Source organism: Bacillus sp. 7705b, from assembly GCF_002289525.1.
Classification (GTDB): Bacteria; Bacillota; Bacilli; order Bacillales; family Bacillaceae; genus Bacillus; species Bacillus halotolerans.
The window spans coordinates 1-618 of the sequence record NZ_NSDH01000082.1 but is presented as its reverse complement, the minus strand read 5'-3'; the positions used below and the strand labels follow the sequence as shown (position 1 = coordinate 618).

Genomic DNA, 618 nt, shown 5'->3' with positions numbered 1-618 from the left:
GTCCTGCTTATCTCCAATCGTGAAAGCAATTACTTCTCCATTGTATACATCCAATATACTGGAAAGGTACAATTGTTTCTGTCCATAAGGCAAATATGTGATGTCCGTTACTAGTTTTTCAAGAGGATGATCAGACTGAAAGTTCCGATCTAATATATTATCAACCACGGCATATGGCTGCCCATTCTTCTTGCGTTTTTTCACCTTAACCCGGCACTGCCACTGATTTTTCTGCATGATACGCTGAACCGTTTTATGGTTAATACGCATTTCCTTTTTTAATATAGCTGTAATTTTTCGATATCCATATCGATACTTGTGCTCTCGGCACAACGTGCCGATTTGTTTTTCCAAATGGCATTTGGGATGATCTTTCATCAGGTTCTTCTTCCAACGATAATAAGACGCTCGTGAGATACCTAAATGAACACAGATATTCTGTACGGTCATTGTGCTGTGCAATACATCTACAAGTTCGACTGACGTTTGGCTATCAACTTCCTTTCCAATTCGTTGTACTTTTTTAAAACTTCATTCTGTTGTCTCAGATAACGGTTCTCTGCCTGCAGTTTCTCTAATTCGGAAGAATACTCTGGACCTTTTCCGTAAGTGTATTGC

1 pseudogene is annotated in these 618 nt (G+C 39.2%); it reads right to left on the bottom strand.

Annotated elements, in window-relative coordinates:
* Positions 1-618: pseudogene (locus tag CJU60_RS21280) on the bottom strand (IS3 family transposase); the annotation flags it as partial.